Below are 14510 nucleotides of genomic sequence, written 5' to 3' on the forward strand. Positions count from 1 at the left end.
GAACCCGCCGCCATGCCCGCCCTTCGTCCCTTCCTTGCACCTGCGTGCAGCGCCCTCCTGCTCGTACTGCTGGGTACCGCCTGCGTGTTCGTGCAGCAGCGCTACCAGTTCCTGCCCCCCGGGCCCTACCGCGGCGTGCTGGAACTGGAGTACAACCCCATCGTACCCAACCCCAAGGGCGCCCCCATCCCCGAAAAGGTCGGGCTGGAGTTTGATGACGTGACGCAGGGGCAACTGCCCTTTACCTTCGACGTGGTGTACGATAGCGACACTGCCTTCCACCTCGTGATCCACAACGGGGAGGAAGACATCCTGGTACCAGCTAAGGACATCACCGCCGGCCGCGATCAGCAGGCGGGCCGCGATACGCTGCGCGTCGACTTTCCGGTCTACGATACCCACATCAGCGCCTACCATGAGGAAAATGTGATCGAGGGGGTCTGGGTGGTGCACTACCGCGACAACTACGTGATCCCCTTCAAGGCCTACTTCGGCAAGGGGTTTCGCTTTACCCCCCTACAGAAGGAGCCGGCTGCCGACGTGAGCGGTAGCTGGGCGGTGACCTTTGCCGGCGACGCCACCGAAGACCCCTATCCCGGTGTAGCTGAGTTCCAGCAGGACGGTAACCACCTGACCGGCACCTTCCGCACCGAGACCGGTGACTACCGCTACCTGGAGGGTACCGTGCAGGGCCATAAGCTGTACCTCAGCGTGTTCGACGGTAGCCATGCCTTTCTCTTCGAGGCCTTGATCAAGGACGACGGTAGCCTCACCGGCACCTTCCGCAGTGGCCGCCACTACATCACCGACTGGACGGCCACGCGCGATGACACCGCCGAGCTTACGGATCCCGATGCGCTGACCCGGCTGCGCGACGACGTCCCCCTGGCCTTTGCCTTTCCTACCGCCGAGGGCGATACGGTGCGACTGAGCGACATCAAGGGGCCCAAACTCATCCAGCTTTTCGGCACCTGGTGCCCCAACTGCCGCGACGAGACCAACTTCCTCCAGGAGTACCTGGCCACCCACGACACCCAGGACCTGAAGGTGATCGCCCTAGCCTTCGAACGCTACGGCGCCGATGACGACCGCAGCCGCGCCGCCATCCGCCGCTACCGGGAAAACCAGGGCGTCGATTGGCCCATTCTTCTGGCCGGTAGCAACGACAAAAACGAGGCGGGGCGTGCCCTGCCCATGCTCTCCGAGGTGATCAGCTACCCCACCATGCTCTTCGTGGACCGCGACAATCAGGTGCGCCGTATCCATACCGGCTTCAACGGACCGGCCACCTCGAAGTACGGCGAGTTCGTGGAAAGCTTCGATCGTTCGGTGCGGGAGCTACTCAGTAGCGCGCCAGTAGGTCCTGCTGGTGGAGCAAAAAGTCGTTAGCGGGGTCGTACCGCAGCGCCTCCTCGATGTAGGCGCGCGCCGGCGCATAATCCTCCTCGGCGAAGTAGTAGTTGCTGGCCGCCACGAAGGCCGTCAGCGTCCACAGCGTCCGGTCGTAACCATTCGGGATTTCCGTTAGCTGCTTACGGAAGTGCGCTAGCGCTAACAGTGCGGCGGTCTCGTGTTCGGCGGCGAACAGGTCCCGCACCCGTAGGGCGGTCTGCCGCAGTACGATATCGGCGTAGCGGTCATGCTTTAGCAAGAAAGGATAGCGGCGGGCGGCTACTTTAGCCCGGTCCACCAATTCTTGCGCATCGGGATAGGTCTGACGCAGGTTGACCAGCGTGAGCTCGGCCACGTACCCCTGCAGTCGAAGATCTTCGGGGTGAGCATTCAGGAGTGACTCGGCCAGGTGCAGGGCCTGCACGTTTTCGCCGCGCGCCTGGTAGTACGCCAGCAGCCGCAGACTCTGTAGCATACCCAGCTCCGCGCACCACTGGGGGGTGTGGGCGGGTGCGCGGGTGCAGTACCGGTTGAGCAGGTCTAGGGCCCCTTCCGCCCCCCCCCGTGCCAGTAGCAACTGTTGTTGTTCGTCGAAGTACCGCAGCAGGCGGGCCGGGAGGTACTGACTGCCGGGGTCTTCCCGCCACTGTACGAAGAGTTCCTTCACCAGGGTCTCTTCATCGGGTACGGTGAGACTGGCCTGCTGTAGCGCGACGGCCCGTTGGTAGAGGCGGAAGGCGGGGCGCTCGTCCAGGAGTCGGGCCTCGGTGAGGTAAGCCAGCGTAGCCGGGTAGTCTCTGCTCGCAAAGGCCCGCTGAGCGCGTCGAAACTGGGTGTAGGCCGATAGCTCGCGAAAGTTTAGGCGCTGATCCGGCGCGTAGTAGTACTGGTGGTAGAGCCGGTCGGCGGCCGCGGGGCTCAGGGTGGTGAGGTCTTCGTCGAGCGTACTGCGTACCAGGGCCAGGTACTCCCGTCGGTAGCTTCGTTCGGACACCGGGGTATGGGGGCGTACTGCCGGAGCATTTAGGCGGACGGGTTTCTTGCCCTGGGGGTCCACAATGAGGTAGCTCTCCCAGTGATCCACGCGGCCCTCGTACGGTATGTTGTACTTCTCCAGGGCCAGACCGTAGAGGAGGGCGGCGGTGGCATCGTTGTAGCGGCCGTCGCGGAAGGCGTCGGTCAGCTCGGCGCTGGGGTCGTAGTGGAGCAGCAGTTCGCGGCGGTAGCGTTGCTCGATACGCTCGATTTGCTTACGGCGGGAGCGCCGGTTGACCCGGTCGTAGTGGTTGAGGCGGACGAACAGATTTTCCAGTTGCTTGCCCAGATACTGCCGCTGCTGGATGGCCGCCGGGCTTTCGCCGGGATACAGCATACGCAGGCGGCCGGTGAGGTCAACGGCGTGGAGATGGCCCACTAAGAGTAGTAACAGGGTGCAGGTAAGGAGACGAACCAAGGCGGAGGGGGATATGGTGGTGCTAACGTACCGGGTGGGGGGTTCGGTACCTAGAGGCCATAGCGTTCGCGATAAATCGTATGGTGGTGGTAGGTGTGACCGCAGAGGATGAAGGCCATGGCCCGGCAGCTCATGGTATGGTCGCTGACCGTGCCGCGAAACTCGAGGTCTTCCGCGGTAAGTCCGCTTACTAGTGCGATCGTTCCCTTACGCAGGGTACGGAACTCCTCAACCATCCGACTAAAATCCCGTCCGCTCAGATCGGCTGCCAGAGCATAATCGTTCTGCTCGAAGCCCGGCAGGGGGGTGGCATCGTGGCGGCCGAGCCGCAGGATGCGGTAGGTGAAAATGCGCTCGCTATCCAGCAGGTGTTGCAGCGCCTGCTTGACGGACCACTTGCCGGGGGCGTAGGCGAAATCCACCCGCTCCTCCGCCACGCTGCTGAGGTAATCGGTCAGCAGGGCCTCGCTGTCATCGAGGGCGGTACGCAGGCTAATGGTGGGCGGCACCTGCTGGACGTAGCCGGCGTAGAACTCGGCGTATTCGGTGGCGGGTAGGTCGGCGGCGGTCATAAGGATTTACGATTTACAATTTACGACGTACGGATTTACGATTGGCGGGGCAGCTCGCTTCGCTCGGGGTGGCTAAAGTGTGAAGGGGAAAGGTAAGTGCTATGGGAGAACGGCGTAGCAAGTAGGCACAAGTGATTTTTACCTATGTTAGCCCCGTTGGCTCGCGCGATCCTCTTTGCACCTGCGACCGCGCCTGCCTACCACGCACACAACGCCTGCACCAGCGGCAGCTAAATCGTACATCGTACGTCGTAAATTATAAATCGTAAATCATAATTGCCCATGACCACCATCAAAGGCCCCGCCATCTTCCTTGCTCAGTTTATGGGCGATGAGCCCCCCTTCAATACCCTCGACGGCATCTGCGGCTACATGGCCGGGCTCGGGTACAAAGGGGTGCAGATCCCCACCTGGGACAGCCGCCTGATCGACCTGGAAAAGGCCGCCGAGAGTAAGACCTACTGCGATGAGCTCAAGGGGCGGGTAGCCGAGCACGGACTGGAAATCACCGAGCTGGCCAGCCACCTACAGGGACAGATGGTAGCCGTGCACCCGGCCTACGATACCATGTATAATGCCTTTGCACCGAAGGAGGCCAACAACAACCGGAAGGCGAAAATGGAGTGGGGCACCCAGCAGATGCTGCTCAACGCTAAGGCGAGTGCGAATATGGGATTAAAGGCCCACCCCAGCTTCAGCGGCGCCCTGCTGTGGCCCTTCGTATACCCCTGGCCGCAGCGGCCGGCCGGACTGGTCGAGCAGGCCTTTACCGAACTGGCCAAACACTGGAAGCCGATCCTGGATGCCTTCGATGAGGTGGGTGTGGACGTGGGCTATGAGCTACACCCCGGCGAGGACCTACACGACGGTATCAGCTTCGAGATGTTTGTCGATTACCTGGACGGCCACCCGCGGGCGCAGATCAACTACGATCCCAGTCACTTCGTGCTACAGCAGCTGGACTACCTACAGTTCATCGACCTCTACCACGACCGTATCTGTGCCTTTCACGTAAAGGATGCCGAATTTAATCCTACGGGTAAGCAGGGTGTCTACGGCGGCTACCAGGGCTGGGCTGACCGGGCCGGCCGCTTCCGTAGTTTAGGAGACGGGCAGGTCGACTTCAAGGGAATCTTTTCGAAGCTGAGTCAGTACGACTACAATAGCTGGGCCGTGCTGGAGTGGGAGTGTGCTATCAAGAGTAGCGATCAGGGGGCGGCCGAGGGGGCACCCTTCATCGCCGAGCACATTATCCAGGTGACCGACCGGGCCTTTGACGACTTTGCGGATGCGGGGACGGATGCGGCGGGTAATGCACGAATACTGGGACTTGATTAGCGCGCAACGATGAGGAGATGCTGATCGTTTAGTACTAAAACTAGCGTGATATGATGACTGCGGTTGCAGAGAGCTGGAAAGAGCTAGCGGACACTACTCAGGTTAAGCCTAGGGTACTGCACTGGACGGTAGATCGCTACCGTAAGGCTATTCAGAATGGCGTGTTTGGAGAAGACGAGCGACTTGAGTTGCTGTTTGGAGGAATTTATGAACGTATGGGTGCTAACCCTCCTCATGCAGCCTGCATAGAGCTGCTTCAAGAGTATTTTACCGAGCGTTACTTTAAAAAATACGGTCTTCGGTCAGAAAATGCGGTTCAGCTATCGGACGAGTCGCTGCCCCAACCGGACTTTGTCGTGGTCGCTTATCGATCAGATCACTACGCGAAAAATTTTCCTCAAATCACGGATGTTTTCGTGCTAATCGAAGTAGCCGATTCTTCCTTGCTTGTCGACCGTGGGAAAAAGAAAACTGCCTACGCTCTGGCGGGGATTCCAGAATACTGGATAGTGAATCTTAAGGAGCGGCAGTTGGAGCTACACCTACAACCCGATCGCGTCCAGGGACTTTACCGAAGCGTTGTGATGTACGCCGAAGATAGCAAGGCTACCAGCCCCTTTGTCGGTGAAGTTGTTGTTGCGGATATCTTGCCTTCTGTTGACCCCGAATAATTATCTAGGCCGACTACTGAATAACCAGCACCCAGTCATTCCCCCGCTCCGCCGCAAAGGGCGGATCGAATACCATTGTCTCCCCCCGCTCCTCCGGCTTGAAGGGAATCTCACCACCCGTACGGGGGTCGAACCACCGGTAGTCGGCCCCCTCCGGTAGCTTTTCTGTCTGCACGATCAACTCATCCCCGTAGGGTGTATAGGCCAGTACAAGTGAGTCGTTCGGCGTCCGCGCCACCACCGTCTCCCGCCCACTACTATTCGGCCCGGCGGTCAGGAAGTCCCAGTCCACCTCTAGGTCGTAATACGGTAGCGACTCCATTAGCCGCCGCAGGTGGCCCATCTGCGCCGCCCCGGGGTAGTGTACGGCCTCCTTCCAGGGGGTACGGGCGCTGCTGATGGGCTCCCGCCCGGGTTGCCACATTTGCCAGATGTTATGGTTGCCGAAGGTGTGGCCATCCGTCCCCGATAGCACGCTCCACCAGGCCGCCTGCCGGGCATCGAAGTCATCGAACCAGCCGTTGACCGGCCGCCAGTTGATGGGGTGGTCCTCGTAGGCAGGCTCGCCGTTCACGACGGGTTTTCCGGGGGCCTCCCGGTTTACGTCGCGCGGAAAGTCGTAGTTCTGTTTGTCGTTTAGGCTGCCGTGGCCGGACTGGAACATGTGGAAGTCGATCCACTCGTCGTCGGCAAAAAACTGGGAGGAGCGGTAGCCCCCCTGGGGGTGGTAGGTGACCAGTTGGGTATCGCCGATGGCCGCCCGCAGTCCCTTAGCCATGGCCCGGACGATGGCAAAGTCTTCCTCGTTCTCCGGATTGCGATCCCCGCCCAGTATCCAGATCACGTTGTGCTCCTGGTAGCGCTCGCCCAGCATTCGGCCGTATACTTCGGCGTTTTCGGGCGTGAACACCTCCGGCCCTACCCCCCACTTCTTGTTAAATTTATCACCCCAGGTGGGCAGTAGCCCCAGGAAGATGCCGAGGCTGTCGGCTAGGTCCGCTACCCGGTCTACGTGGGCGAAGTAGGGTTCGTTCCAGTTAGTAGGGTCGAGGTTGTCCAGGGGCAGGTCCCCGTTGGCATTTGGCGTGGTCAGGCCCTCCAGCTCGGCCAGAATTACGGTCTGGATGACATTGAAGCCCTTGGCCTGGCGGTCCTGCAAGTACATTCGCGTTTCAGCTTCGTCTGCCCGGTGGAGTAGTTCCCAGGCCGTATCACCGAGGTAGAAGAAGGGAGTGGTGTTTTGGGTGATGTTCACGATGTGGCTACCATCGGCGCTGATGGCTAGCCGGAGCTGGGCGGTGAGGAGGGCGGGGGCGCAGGTGCAGAGGAGAAGCAGGCGGATCACTGGGGGTTGTTGGGTTGTTGGGTTGTTGGCGTGATAGGTGTGCTAGGTATGACAGGTGTAATATAGGAGCGCATATGCAGCGGCGTTGCGTGTATCCTGCACCTGCGGCCCCGCCCTCTTACCACACCTCCAACGACGGCAACGCAACAACCCAACAACTCTCCAACGCAATAACTACAAACTAAACCGTACCCGAGCGAACAAATAACGCCCATTCGCCCCAAACTGCTGCGAACGCCGGCTATACAAAAACCGCCCGTCACTTTGATTTTCCGGTGAATTTAGGTCGGGGTAGACGTCGAGCAGGTTATTAGAACCGACGGTTAGGCCCAGCCGCTCGCTGATGGTGTAGCCGAAGCTCAGGTCGGTGATGACCTTACCGGAAAACACCTGGTCGTTGTCGAGGCTGTTGGTAGCCTCATCGACGGGACCGAAGTACACATTGCGCAGGAAGATGGTGAACTTGTCCAGGTCGTAGTTGAGGGTCAGGTTAGCCTTTGTGCGCGGTACGGCGGACTCCAGGAAGATCTGACTGGTGCGGTCGAAGTAAGTATCCTCGAAGCCCTCCAGTACCGAGCTGGTGTTGACCTCCTCCAGGGTAGTCTGGGCGAAGGTGGCGGCCAGCGAGGTACGCAGGTTGTTGTTGCCCAGGCGCGCGTTGTGGGTCACCACTACGTCGATGCCACGGGTGCGGCTGTCGATGGCGTTGGCGAAGAAGGCGGCGCGGTTGGCATTGGCCTGTTGCAGTAGGCGGCTGATCTCCTGTAGCTGCGGCGTAGCGTCCCCGCCCTGGAACTGCCCGGTAAGTACCACCCGGTCGTTGATGTCGATCAGGTAGCCGTCGATGGTGATGCTCAAGTTTGCATCCGGGATGCGACCGGTAAAGCCGGCGCTGTAGTTCACGCTGCGCTCCTGCTTGAGTTGCGGGATGCCGAGCAGCTGGGCCGGCCGACTGTCGTTGCTGAACACGCCTACCTCGAAGGGTACACCGTCGACGAAGAGGGTAGAGGTAGAATTAAAGTTGAGCTGATGCAGGCTGGGCGCCCGGAAGCCGGTGCTGGCACCGCCGCGCAGCGTCCAGTTGTCACTGAGGTTGATGCGGGCGGTGAGTTTACCATTCACTGTAGAACCGAAATCGGAGTAGTTCTCGAAGCGCACGGCGGCCCCCAGCAGGAAGCGCTCGGTCAGGTCGGCCTCAATGTCGCCGTACACGCCCACGCTATTACGGTAGGCATCGACCTCGTTATCGGGCCGGAAGCCAGGAAACACCTGCGCCCCCCCCGGACGGCTGCGACCCAGCGGATCGAAGACGGTACTGATGGGGCCCATCCCGTCCCGGATCACAATGGTATCCCCCCCGCGGCTGATGAACTCGCTAGCCGCTCCGTAGTCGGTGTAGCTCCCCTCCTCGCCGGCCGTGATGCGGTAGTTCTCCAGGCGGTACTCGGCACCGAAGGCGATGTTGAGGCCGCTTAGCGCGTCGTCGAAGTAGCGGCGAATGTCCAGGTTAGAGGTATTCTGCGCGAAGCTAAAGCCGCCGGCATCGAAGGAGGTGGGGCTGGCCGAGCCCAGGCTGGCATTGAGGGTATTATTGATCAGGTAGCCAAAGCTGTTGCGGCCATAGACGTTTGAGAAGTCCACCTCCCACTTATTGTACACACTAAGGATGCCCACCGCCACACTGGCGTCATTGATATTGGAGTTGATGGCGGGCAGAAAGCCATTGGGGTAGATATCGGTCACCGTTCGGCTCTGGTTCGGTAGGCGGTAGAAACCGGTGGCGTTGCCGCGGCGGTAATTGAGGCCGCCGAAGCTGTAAATCTCGGTGGCGGCGGCTACCGGCAGCTTGAAGTTGTACATCACCCCGCCGTTGCGCAGAGCGGACTGGCCGACGCGCATGTTGAAGTCACTGCGCTGTAAGCCGCGGCGGGCCAATTCGGATTCCGTGATGTCGTCACTGAGATCACCGTCGTAGTCGGGGTTATTGTACCCACTAAAGATATTACCGGTAAATTCCTTCATCCGGTTGGTGTAGTTACGGTCGTCGAATACTCCGGTGAAGTTGAGTACCCCACCGTTCTCGTTGAGCTGGATGCCGTAGTTGGCACTGATCTGATTGAACTCCCCGTCGGTACTACCCTGGTAGTCGGGAATCTCGGAGCTTACGTATGCCCCGGTTTCGGCGTTCAACCGCAGTCCCGCTGACTCCTTCAGGATGATGTTGATCACCCCGGCAATCGCATCCGAGCCGTACTGGGCCGAGGCCCCGTCGCGCAGAATCTCGATGCGGTCGATGGCCGCCACCGGGATGGAGTTAAGGTCCGTGCCCACGTTACCCCGCCCGAAGGTGCCGTTCACGTTGACCAGTGAGGTGTTGTGGCGCCGCTTCCCGTTGATGAGCACCAGCACCTGATCGGGCCCCAGGCCGCGTAGCGAGGCCGGGTCGATGTGGTCCGTACCGTCGGAGATCGTCTGGGTGTTGGAACTGAAGCTCGGGGCCACGTAGTTCAGCAGTTGGTTCACGTTGGTCTGGGCGGAGGCGGAGGCTACCTCGGTTACGTCCACAATATCGACCGGCACGGGAGTGGTCAGTTTGGTCCGACCCGCCGAGCGTGAGCCGACCAGCACGATCTCGTCCAGTACGGTGCCGGCGGAGAGCACGGCGTCGATCCGGTCGCTTTCCCCCACCTGGACCTCAATGGTGCCGAAGCCCAGGAAGGAAAAGACCAGTGTATTGGCCGCCTTGGGTAGGGAGATGGTGTATTCTCCTTCTACATCTGTCGTCGTCCCTAAGGTGGAACCCTTTACGGTGATGTAGGCGCCCGGCAGCGGCTCGCCCGTATCGTCGCTCACCGTACCGGTGATGGTTCGGGGGCCGGAGGAGGAGAGTTGTGCTGATAGCGTAAGGCCAGCGACGCAGCAGAGCAACAGCAGAAAGTGTAGACGTAGTCCCATAGCTAGCAGTAGTATGAAGTACTAGATTAGTCCAGCCAAGATACTAGACTATTCGGTTCAAATGAAACTACGTTTTTGGCGATTTACTACCCCCGCAGTCGGTCCAGTAGCTCCGACAAGCGGTCAAATTCCTCCGGTTCCAGGTGACTGAATCGCTGAATCACGTCACGCTCCATCGCCTCACTGGCCCGCCCCACGATGCCCAGCCCTTTTTTAGTGATCACGATATCTACCCGCCGCCGGTCGGTCTCGCACTCCTGCCGCTTCACGTAGCCCTTTTCCTTCAGCTTGTCCACCAGGCGGCTGGCATTGCTCATCTTATCCAGCATTCGCTCGGTCAGAAGTTTTACCGTAGCCGGCTCCCCCTTTCTGCCCCGCAGAATCCGGAGGATATTAAACTGCTGTATACTTAGCCCAAAGGGCCGTAGCGCCTGCATCGTCTGCTGGTTGATCCACCCCGCCGTATAAAGAATATTCAACTGCGTGCGGTGCGCCGGTGAGGTAAAGGTAGTCTGCTGGATTTCTTGTTCTATGGTAGGCATGTAGGGCTTTCGTGTTGTTACAATAGATACACTGGTGAGGGTGGGGTTGTTGTGTGGTTGGTTGTTGAGTTGTTGGGTTGTTGAGTTACCGTCGTGGTAGGCGTGGTAGGCGTGGTAGGCGTGGTAGGCGTGGTAGGCGTGGTAGGCGTGGTAGGCGTGGTAGGCGTGGTAGGCGTGGTAGGCGTGGTAGGCGTGGTAGGCGTGGTAGGGGGGCGGGGCCGCAGGTGCAGAGAAAATCACGCAGAGCAACGCTATGCAATACCCAACGAGCGAAGCGAGCATCCCCACGAACCCAACAACTCCACAACCCAACAACCCAACAACCCAACAAAGCCCCCCGCCGAAGGCGATCTACTTACCTTGCACCTAAAGACCAAGCAATGAAAATCCTCGTCATCGGCGGCGGCAATATGGGAAAAACCTACGCCAGGAGCCTACTGCGCGCCCACCTGGTGAACCAGGATGATCTTATGATCCTGGAGCGGCAGGAAGAGAAGGCCGAGGAGTTGCGCCGCGAAGAACTTGGTACCATCTACACCAGTGCCGACCACTGCCTGGCCGCGGCCGACCTGATCATCCTGGCCGTGAAACCGCAGGATAGCGCCGCCCTCTTCACCAGCCTACGGCCCCACGCCGACCCCCAGCAGGTGTACCTATCCATCATGGCAGGGGTGACGATTGCCTCAATCCAACAGGGATTGGGGGTAGAAAAGGTAATCAGGGCCATGCCCAACCTGCCGGCCCAGATCGGACTGGGCATGACCAGCTACACCGCCAGCGAGGCCGTGACCCGCATCGAGCTCGTGCTGGTGCAGAACCTGCTCAATACGACCGGCAAGGCCATCTACGTCGATACCGAGTACAGCATTGACGCCACGACGGCCATCAGCGGTAGCGGACCGGCCTACGTACTCTACTTTATGGAAGCCATGATCGAGGCGGCCACTGAGATGGGCTTCAATGAGAGTCAGGCCGAACTGCTGGTAGCCCAAACGTTCCGCGGGGCCGTTGAGCTGCAGATGAAAAACGACCTGAGCTGCCGCGAGTGGATTGCCCGGGTATCGAGCAAGGGCGGCACTACGGAGGCGGCCATGACTACCTTTCAGGCTACCAGCGTATTTGAAGACATCAAGAGCGGGGCGCGTGCCGCGCTCGACCGGGCCATTGCGCTGGGTAAAAACTGACCGATGAAAGCTATTGTATTCGACACGCCGGGGGATGCCCACCAGTTGCATCTGGCCGACGTACCTGAGCCTGCACCTGCGGCCCCGGACGTGCTGTTACACATTGCCGCGACCGCTCTGAACCGCGCCGATCTGCTACAGCGGGAGGGTAAATACCCGGTGCCCGAGGGGGCCAGTGCGATTCTGGGTTTAGAGGTTGCCGGTACCGTACTGGAGGTAGGGCCCGAGGCAAAGGGCTTTGAGGTAGGAGATAACGTCTGCGCCCTGGTCAACGGCGGCGGCTATGCCCAACAGATCGCGGTGGACTACCGCATGCTCCTTAAGCTACCCGAGCGGCTCTCCTTTACCAAGGCGGCGGCGATACCGGAGGCCTTCCTGACGGCCTTCCAGGCGCTCCACTGGATCGGACGGGTGGAGTCGGGTAATACGGTGCTGATCCACGCCGGGGCGAGCGGGGTGGGTACGGCAGCTATCCAACTGGCTAAGCTAGCCGGGGCCCTGCCTATCGTCACGGCCAGCGGACACAAGCACGAGCGGCTCTTTGAGCTGGGCGCGGCTATCTGCATTGACTACCACCAGCAGGACTTTGCCGAGGCGGTGCTGGACTTTACCGAGGGCCAGGGGGTAGACATCGTGCTTGACTTCGTGGGCGGACCCTACCTAAACAAGAACTTGGCCTGCTGCGCCACCGATGCTCGCATCGTTAGCCTGGCCGCCCTGGGGGGTGCCCGTGTGGCGGACTTCAGTATGGCACCCTTTCTGCGTAAACGTATTCAGCTTACGGGTACGACCATGCGTAGCCGTTCCGACCACTACCGCCAGCAGCTCACGGCCGACTTTCGCGAGAAGATATGGCCCCATTTCGCCGACGGCACCCTGGCGCCAGTGGTCGATACCATCTACGACTGGGAGCAGGTCGGCGACGCCCACCGCTACATGGCCAGCAACGCCAACGTCGGTAAGATCGTTATGACTATAGGTATCGTCGATCCCTAACCTCGTGTGCCGAATGCCCACCGTCCACCTCCACCCCCTAGCCCACCTCCCCTACCAACAAGCCTGGGACCTACAAACCCAGCTACACCAAGAAGTAGTAGCCCGCAAACTAGCCGTCCGCAAAGGAGAAACCGTAGGCCAGCACCACCACCTCCTCTTCGTAGAACACCCGCCCGTCTTCACCCTAGGCAAATCCGGCTCCGTCGACCACCTGCTGCTGACCGAAGCCCAACTAGCCCAGCAGGGCATCGCCTTCCACCGCATTAACCGCGGCGGTGACATCACCTACCACGGCCCCGGCCAGCTCGTTGCCTATCCCATCTTCGACCTCGATGAGTTCTTCAACGACGTGCACCGCTACGTACGGAGTCTGGAGGAGGTGGTGATCCGCACCCTAGCCGACTTCGGACTGGTGGGCGAGCGCGACCCCGGCTACACGGGGGTGTGGCTGGCCGGTGACCCCGCCCGCCGTCAGCCGCGCCGCAAGATCTGCGCCATCGGGGTGCACCTCAGCCGTTGGACGACCATGCACGGGCTGGCCCTCAACGTACGGCCCAATCTAAGCTACTTCAATCACATAGTGCCCTGCGGCATTGCCGATGCCGACCGGGCCGTAACCAGCATGAGCGTGGAGCTCGGTAGACCCTTGGAGCTCACCGAGGTGTTACCCCGTATGGAGCGGCACTTTGCCGAGGTATTCACCTTCACACCCACCAAAGCAGCCGCGCCGAGCATCTAGGTCCCGAACCCAATCCTTAACCCCCCTTTGACCACGACGGAGCAGGAACTCATCGCCGGCTGCAGAGCTAACGACCGACGGGCCCAGCGCGCAGTCTACGAGCAGTACGCTCCGCTGATGGGTGCCGTAGCCCGCCGCTACTGCCGCCGGGAGTCTGACGCCGACGATGTACTGGTCACCGCCTTCTTCCGGGTTTTTGACAAGATCGATACCTTCAACGATACGGGCAGTTTCGAGGGGTGGATCCGCCGCATCGTGGTCAACGAGGCGCTGATGCTGCTGCGCAAGAAGCACGCCCTTAAGCAGGCCGCCGAGCTTACCGAGGTGAACCCCGCCAGCTACAGCGTGCCGGCCGCCGCCGCCGAGCGACTGGCTGAGCGCGACATCCTCAAGCTGCTCGACGGGCTACCCACCGGCTACCGCACCGTATTCAACCTTTACGTGATCGAGGGCTACAAGCACCGCGAAATCGCCGAGCTGCTCAAGATCAGCATCAACACCAGCAAATCACAGCTCATCCTGGCCAAAAAGCGCCTGCGCGAGCAACTCGAAAAACTGGGCTACCCCGCCCGCTAATCCTACCGCTACCATGTCAAGTCCCGACACCTTCGACCGTCAGTTCCGCCGCACCGCCCGGAGCCTGCGCCGCCGTCCTAATCCCAAGAACTGGGACCGCATCGAGCAGCGCCTCGACCGCCGCGGGGGAGGTAGTACCCGCATCCTCGGTCTCCGCCCCTGGATGATCGCCGCGGTGCTCTTACTCGTGGCCGGCTACGCCGCCCTGACCGCCCTGCCGACCACCCCGAACTGCGATGTACTGGCCCAGCGCGCGCAGTCGATGGAGGATCTTCGATTTGATGGGGCCACCCCCACTACGATCCGCATTGCCCCCTACGCCCCCCTTCAGGACGGTCGCGCCGATGGCACGCTGGTCTCCCGCAACGAACCCAGCGGCCGGCTCACCGTAGCCCCAAAGTACCGGCTCTAGGCAAAGTCTTCCTCGTCCCCTAGCTCCATGCGCGCACCGGCTAGCTCGCGCATGGCGTGCTGCTCCCCGAGCCGTTTGGTGACCGCCATCCCCTCGGTGTACACCCGCCAGGCCTCCCGTGGCCGCTCCATTCGCTCCAGCGTTTTACCTAGGTGGTAATAGGTGCCGATGTATTCGGGCTGATCGTTGACGATGCTGCGGTAGATGTTCAGCGCGGCCGGATCGTTGCCCTCGCCCTCCCATTCCTTCGCCAGCGCAAAGCGCAGAAAAGCATCCTTTGGGGCCCCCTCCAACATTTCAATAATCTGCTCCTTTCGATTCATCTCACAAAGTTA

Annotated in this window: 14 protein-coding genes; 8 read left to right on the forward strand and 6 right to left on the reverse strand. The window is 60.7% G+C overall.

What is annotated here, in order from left to right; all coding sequences use genetic code 11:
• Positions 1-12: 12 nt before the first annotated feature.
• Positions 13-1389: a TlpA disulfide reductase family protein gene (locus tag ACOOHD_RS01815; protein WP_420459854.1), complete on the forward strand. Its 1377-nt coding sequence runs from the start codon at positions 13-15 to the stop codon at positions 1387-1389.
• Here the strand turns inward: ACOOHD_RS01815 and ACOOHD_RS01820 are convergent.
• Both ACOOHD_RS01820 and ACOOHD_RS01825 read right to left on the reverse strand, forming a co-directional pair.
• A complete protein-coding gene (locus ACOOHD_RS01820) occupies positions 1343-2806 on the reverse strand; it encodes a hypothetical protein (RefSeq protein ID WP_420459855.1) in 1464 nt (487 codons plus the stop codon). The genes ACOOHD_RS01815 and ACOOHD_RS01820 overlap by 47 nt on opposite strands.
• Before the next feature lie 89 nt (positions 2807-2895).
• Positions 2896-3417, reverse strand: a complete 522-nt coding sequence (locus tag ACOOHD_RS01825; protein ID WP_420459856.1) for a DinB family protein — start codon at positions 3415-3417, stop codon at positions 2896-2898.
• Between the two features lie 282 nt (positions 3418-3699).
• Between ACOOHD_RS01825 and ACOOHD_RS01830 the strand changes: the two genes are divergently transcribed.
• Together ACOOHD_RS01830 and ACOOHD_RS01835 are read left to right on the forward strand one after the other, a co-directional pair.
• A complete protein-coding gene (locus ACOOHD_RS01830; RefSeq protein ID WP_420459857.1) occupies positions 3700-4755 on the forward strand; it encodes a sugar phosphate isomerase/epimerase family protein in 1056 nt (351 codons plus the stop codon).
• A gap of 50 nt (positions 4756-4805) precedes the next feature.
• A complete protein-coding gene (locus ACOOHD_RS01835) occupies positions 4806-5426 on the forward strand; it encodes a Uma2 family endonuclease (RefSeq protein ID WP_420459858.1) in 621 nt (206 codons plus the stop codon).
• A gap of 13 nt (positions 5427-5439) precedes the next feature.
• On the opposite strand, the gene ACOOHD_RS01840 is transcribed toward ACOOHD_RS01835, so the two are convergent.
• The 3 genes from ACOOHD_RS01840 to ACOOHD_RS01850 form a co-directional block, all read right to left on the reverse strand.
• A complete protein-coding gene (locus ACOOHD_RS01840; RefSeq protein WP_420459859.1) occupies positions 5440-6771 on the reverse strand; it encodes a DUF4038 domain-containing protein in 1332 nt (443 codons plus the stop codon).
• Positions 6772-6945: 174 nt separating this feature from the next.
• On the reverse strand, positions 6946-9726 hold the full coding sequence (locus ACOOHD_RS01845) for a TonB-dependent receptor (protein ID WP_420459860.1): 2781 nt from the start codon (positions 9724-9726) through the stop codon (positions 6946-6948).
• Between the two features lie 86 nt (positions 9727-9812).
• Complete coding sequence (locus tag ACOOHD_RS01850; protein ID WP_420459861.1) at positions 9813-10508, reverse strand: MarR family winged helix-turn-helix transcriptional regulator; 696 nt, start codon at positions 10506-10508, stop codon at positions 9813-9815.
• Positions 10509-10648: 140 nt separating this feature from the next.
• On the opposite strand from ACOOHD_RS01850, the gene proC reads away from it, so the two are divergent.
• From proC to ACOOHD_RS01875, 5 genes are read left to right on the forward strand one after another with little or no spacing between them, the layout of a single operon-like run.
• On the forward strand, positions 10649-11452 hold the full coding sequence (gene proC, locus ACOOHD_RS01855) for a pyrroline-5-carboxylate reductase (RefSeq protein ID WP_420459862.1): 804 nt from the start codon (positions 10649-10651) through the stop codon (positions 11450-11452).
• A 3-nt stretch (positions 11453-11455) separates the two neighbouring features.
• A complete protein-coding gene (locus tag ACOOHD_RS01860) occupies positions 11456-12448 on the forward strand; it encodes an NAD(P)H-quinone oxidoreductase (RefSeq protein WP_420459863.1) in 993 nt (330 codons plus the stop codon).
• A 13-nt stretch (positions 12449-12461) separates the two neighbouring features.
• On the forward strand, positions 12462-13187 hold the full coding sequence (lipB, locus tag ACOOHD_RS01865; RefSeq protein ID WP_420459864.1) for a lipoyl(octanoyl) transferase LipB: 726 nt from the start codon (positions 12462-12464) through the stop codon (positions 13185-13187).
• Positions 13188-13214: 27 nt separating this feature from the next.
• Positions 13215-13763: an RNA polymerase sigma factor gene (locus ACOOHD_RS01870; RefSeq protein ID WP_420459865.1), complete on the forward strand. Its 549-nt coding sequence runs from the start codon at positions 13215-13217 to the stop codon at positions 13761-13763.
• Positions 13764-13776: 13 nt separating this feature from the next.
• Positions 13777-14175, forward strand: a complete 399-nt coding sequence (locus ACOOHD_RS01875; protein ID WP_420459866.1) for a hypothetical protein — start codon at positions 13777-13779, stop codon at positions 14173-14175.
• On the opposite strand, the gene ACOOHD_RS01880 is transcribed toward ACOOHD_RS01875, so the two are convergent.
• A complete protein-coding gene (locus ACOOHD_RS01880) occupies positions 14172-14498 on the reverse strand; it encodes a tetratricopeptide repeat protein (protein WP_420459867.1) in 327 nt (108 codons plus the stop codon). The genes ACOOHD_RS01875 and ACOOHD_RS01880 overlap by 4 nt on opposite strands.
• Positions 14499-14510 lie beyond the last annotated feature (12 nt).

The sequence above is a fragment of the Neolewinella sp. genome, from assembly GCF_965214665.1.
Classification (GTDB): Bacteria; Bacteroidota; Bacteroidia; order Chitinophagales; family Saprospiraceae; genus Neolewinella.